Annotated in this window: 1 protein-coding gene and 3 pseudogenes; all 4 read right to left on the bottom strand. The window is 77.6% G+C overall.

Annotated features, from left to right (window positions below; genetic code table 11):
* Positions 1-337 (bottom strand): permease prefix domain 1-containing protein (locus JNW89_RS29610; RefSeq protein WP_238451594.1); only part of this gene is annotated, 337 nt, incomplete at its 3' end.
* A gap of 58 nt (positions 338-395) precedes the next feature.
* Positions 396-2,209, bottom strand: a pseudogene (gene cydC, locus JNW89_RS29605) (thiol reductant ABC exporter subunit CydC); the annotation flags it as partial.
* 16 nt (positions 2,210-2,225) lie between these two features.
* Positions 2,226-3,903 (bottom strand): annotated as a pseudogene (cydD, locus tag JNW89_RS29600) (thiol reductant ABC exporter subunit CydD).
* A pseudogene (locus JNW89_RS29595) lies at positions 3,900-4,108 on the bottom strand (cytochrome d ubiquinol oxidase subunit II); the annotation flags it as partial. The pseudogenes JNW89_RS29595 and cydD, both read right to left, overlap by 4 nt.

The raw sequence follows: 4,108 nt of genomic DNA, 5'->3' as shown, positions 1-4,108 counted from the left end.
GGCCGTCGCTCCAGCTGGAACCCCGCCAGGTGAGGTCGCCGGCGACGAGCAGGGTCAGGGCCACCGCGAAGGCCCGCACCGACAACCCGCGCAGCGCGGCCGCCGCCAGCTCCGCCTGGTAGGCCGGCACGAGCTGCGCCGGCGTGCCGAACTCGGCCACCGCGCGCCGCTCGGCCTCCGCCGCCGACAGCCCACCCTCCCGGTACGCCTCGGCGGCGTCGTCCAGCGCGTCCCGCAGCTCGACCATCAGCTCCGCCTTGAGCCGGGCCGGCCCGCGCAGCCGGTCGTCCAGCTCGCGCAGCCGGTCCGCCACCCGTACGTCTTCGCAGCCCCGCATGGAGCCACCCTGTCACGCGGACGAGGCGACCGCGTCGGGGAGATTCCCGGAACCGGGCTCAGGGAGCCAGGGCGAGGTAACCCCGCTCGGCCGCCGCCTGGAGCAGCCACTGGTCGCGGTACCAGCCGGGGGTGGCCATCAGCTCGGCGTGCCGGCCGCGCTGGACCACCCGTCCGGCGTCGAGCACCACGATCTCGTCCAGCCCGTCGAGGCCGCTGAGCCGGTGGCTGATCAGCAGCACCGTGTGCCCGGCCGGGGTGGCGGCCAGCGCGGAGGCGAGCACCGCGTCGGCGGCGGCGGGGTCGAGCCCTTCGGTGGGTTCGTCCAGCACCAGCACGCCCGGGGCGGCGAGCAGCGCCCGGGCCAGGGCGAGCCGCTGCCGCTGCCCGCCGGAGAGCTGGCCGCCCTCCTCGCCGACCACCGTGTCCCAGCCGTCCGGTTGTTCGCGTACCCAGTCGAGCAGGCCGGCGGCCCGGGTGGCGGCGGCCAGCTCCTCCTCGCCGGCGGCGGGCCGGCCGAGCAGCAGGTTGTCCCGGACGGAGGCGTGGAAGACGTACGCCTCGGCGAGCAGCCCGCCGATGGCGCGGGGCAGTTCCTCGGCCGGGTACGCCGACAGGTCCACCCCGTCCAGGGTGACCCGGCCGGCGTCGGGGCGCACCGCGCCGGTGAGCACGGCGGCCAGGGTGCTCTTGCCGGCGCGCTCGGGCCGACCACGGCGACCCGGCGGCCGGCCGGGAGATCCAGGTCGACGCCGTCCAGGGCCGGGGCGGCGCCCTTCCGGTAGCGCACGGTCACCCCGTCGAACCGCACGTCGTGCCCGGCCCGGGCGGCGACGGTCGCCCCGCCGGGGGAAGTGGTGGGGGCCTCGGGGGTGTCGAGCAGCGTGGCGACCCGGTCGAGGCCGGCGCGCAGCTGGGTGCGCTGCCGGGCCGCGCCGACCAGGGCCAGCGCGATCTCCACCGCGGCCAGGGTGCCGACGGCCAGCACGCCGATCAGCACCCCGTCGACTCCGGCGCGCAGCGTGGTGAGCACCACGCCGGCGGCGGTCAGTCCGGCGACCAGTACCCCGGCCGCGTCGACGGCGAACCCGGTCCGGGCGAGCCGGCGTTCCAGCCGGGCCAGCCGGTCGGCGCGATCGGTGGCGGCCCGCAGCGCGTACCCGGTGGCCCCCGAAGGCGGCCAGGTCGGCGGCGCCGTGGGTGAGGTCGACGGCGTCGGTGGCGAGTGCCCCGCGCAGCGGCGCGACCTCGTCGGCGGCCCGCCGGGTCAGCGCGGTGGCCAGTACGGGCAGCGCGACCCCGGCGACCAGCAGGCCCACCGCGAGCACCCCGGCCGCGGGCAGCGAGATCAGCGCGGCCCCGCCGACGGCCAGCCAGGCTCACCAGCGCGGCGGCGGCCCCGGGGACGAGCACCCGCAGCAGCAGGTCCTGGACGGCCTCCACGTCGGACACGAGCCGGCTCAGCGCGTCCCCGGACCGCTGTTCGGCGGGCCCCCGACGGGCGGCGAGGGTGGCGAAGACCCGGGCCCGCACGTCGGTGATCATGCGCAGCACGGCGTCGTGGCCGGCGAGTCGTTCGGTGTAGCGGAAGACGCCCCGGCTGATGGCGAGCGCCCGGACCGCGACGATGGCCACGGTGAGCCGGTCCAGCGGCGGCCGGCCGGCGGCGCTCATCAGCAGCCAGGTGGCGGTGGCCATCAGCGCCAGTCCGGCGAACTCCGTCGCCGCGGCGAGCAGCCCCGCGCCGACCAGCCGGCCCAGGTACGGCCGGGCCAGCCGCAGCACGGCCCGCTCCGCGCCGGTGTGCACCGTGCCGGCTGGTGGTGGCGGCAGCTCCGCCGGGGTCGGGCCGCCCGTGTCGCGGCCCTCCGGGCGAACTTCTCCGGTGGTCATCGGGTCGCCTCCCCGGCGGGGATCGGGGTCAGCTCGGTGACCCGGCCGTCCTCGACCCGGAGGATCCGGTCGGCGTCCGCCAGCAGCGCGGGGCGGTGCGCGACCAGCAGCGCGGTACGCCCCGCGACGAGTCGCCGGGTGGCGGCCAGCACCACGCCTCGCTGGCGCTGTCGAGCCGGGCGGTCGGCTCGTCGAGGAGCACCAGCGGGGCGTTCCGGAGGAAGGCTCGGGCCAGCGCGACCCGCTGCCGCTGCCCGCTGGACAGGCCGTGCCCGCGCTCGCCCAGCGTGGTGGCGAGCCCGTCGGGCAGGTCCGCGACCACGTCTTGGAGCGCGGCGTCGGCAACGGCCGTGGCGAGCGCCGCGTCCGGGGTGTCGGGGGCGCCGAGGCGGATGTTGTCGGCGAGCGAGGCGGCGAAGAGGTGCGCCCGCTGCGGCACCCAGGCGACCTGCCGGCGCCAGGCGTCCCGGTCGACCTCGGTCAGGTCACGCCGTCGACGGTGACCCGGCCGGAGGTGGGGGTGACGAAGCCGAGCAGCAGGCCGAGCAGGGTGCTCTTGCCGGCGCCGCTCGGCCCGATGACCGCGATCCGCTCGCCGGGCCGGATGGTCAGGTTGACCTCGCGCAGCGCGGTGGTCCGCTCGTACGCCACGGTCACGTCGGTGAAGCGGATCTCGCCGTGGCCGTCGGGCGCCGGGACCGGCTCGCCGGCCGGCGCGGCGGCGGCCGGTGCGGCGGAGACGGTCAGCGCCTCGTCCAGCGCGGTGAGCCCCTCCATGCTGGCGTGGAACTTGCTGCCGGCCGCCCGCAGCGGCAGGTACGCCTCCGGGGTGAGCAGCAGCACCAGCAGCGCGGTGGAGAGGGTGATCCCGCCGCTGAGCAGCCGGATGCCGACCGGCACCGCGACCAGCGCCACCGACAGGGTGGCGACCAGCTCCAGCACCAGCGCGGAGAGGAAGGCGATCCGCAGGGTCTTCATGGTCGCGACCCGGTGCCCGTCGGCCATCCGGCGCACCACGTCGGTCTGGGCCCGGGCCCGGCCGAAGGCGCGCAGCGTGGGGAGCCCGGCGACCATGTCGAGGAAGTGCCCGCCGAGCAGCGACAGCCGTCGCCACTGGCGTTCGGTGGCGGCCTGCGCCTGCCAGCCGAGTAGGGCGCCGAAGACCGGGATCAGCGGGATGGTCAGCGCGATGATCAGCGCCGAGCCCCAGTCGGCCAGGACCAGCCGGGCCAGCACGGCCAGCGGCACGGCCACGCTGAGCACGAGCTGCGGGAGGTAGCCGGTGAAGTAGGCGTCCAGCGCGTCCAGGCCCCGGCCGGTGAGGGTGGCGAGTTGACCGGCGCGCTGCCCGGCGACCCAGCCCGGCCCGTGCCGGCCGACGGCGGTGAGCAGGTCGGCGCGGAGCGTCGCCTTCACGGTGGCCGCGGCCCGCGCCGCGACGGTGCCCTGCGCCCAGGCGACCAGTGCGCGTGCGCCGACGGCGGCGACGAAACCGGCCAGCGCCACCGTGTCGAGCCGGCCGTCGATCGCGGTGGCCAGCAACGCGGCCAGCGCGGTGGCCTGCCCCACGACCAGCAGCGCCGTCAGCCCGCCGAGGACCGCGAGCACGGCGAGGTCGCGCCGGGCCGCGGGGACCCGACGCAGCAGACGCGGGTCGAAGGGACGGCGGTTCACCAGTACACCGGTGCCCTGCCGTCGGTCCGTCCCCGGAAAACCCACCAGCACATTGCCTGAAAGCCTAGTAGGGCCGGCAGGAGCGGCAGCGTCAGCCAGCCCAGCAGCCGCAACGTCGGGCCGCTGGCCGCCGCGTCGGCGACCCCGAGCGAGGCGGCCGGGTCGACGGTGGAGACCAGCACCGCGGGCCACAGGGTCGCCCCCG

This window comes from Micromonospora sp. 4G55, assembly GCF_016803375.1.
Note: the sequence above shows the minus strand (reverse complement) of the source record. Positions and strands in the feature narration are given on the sequence as shown.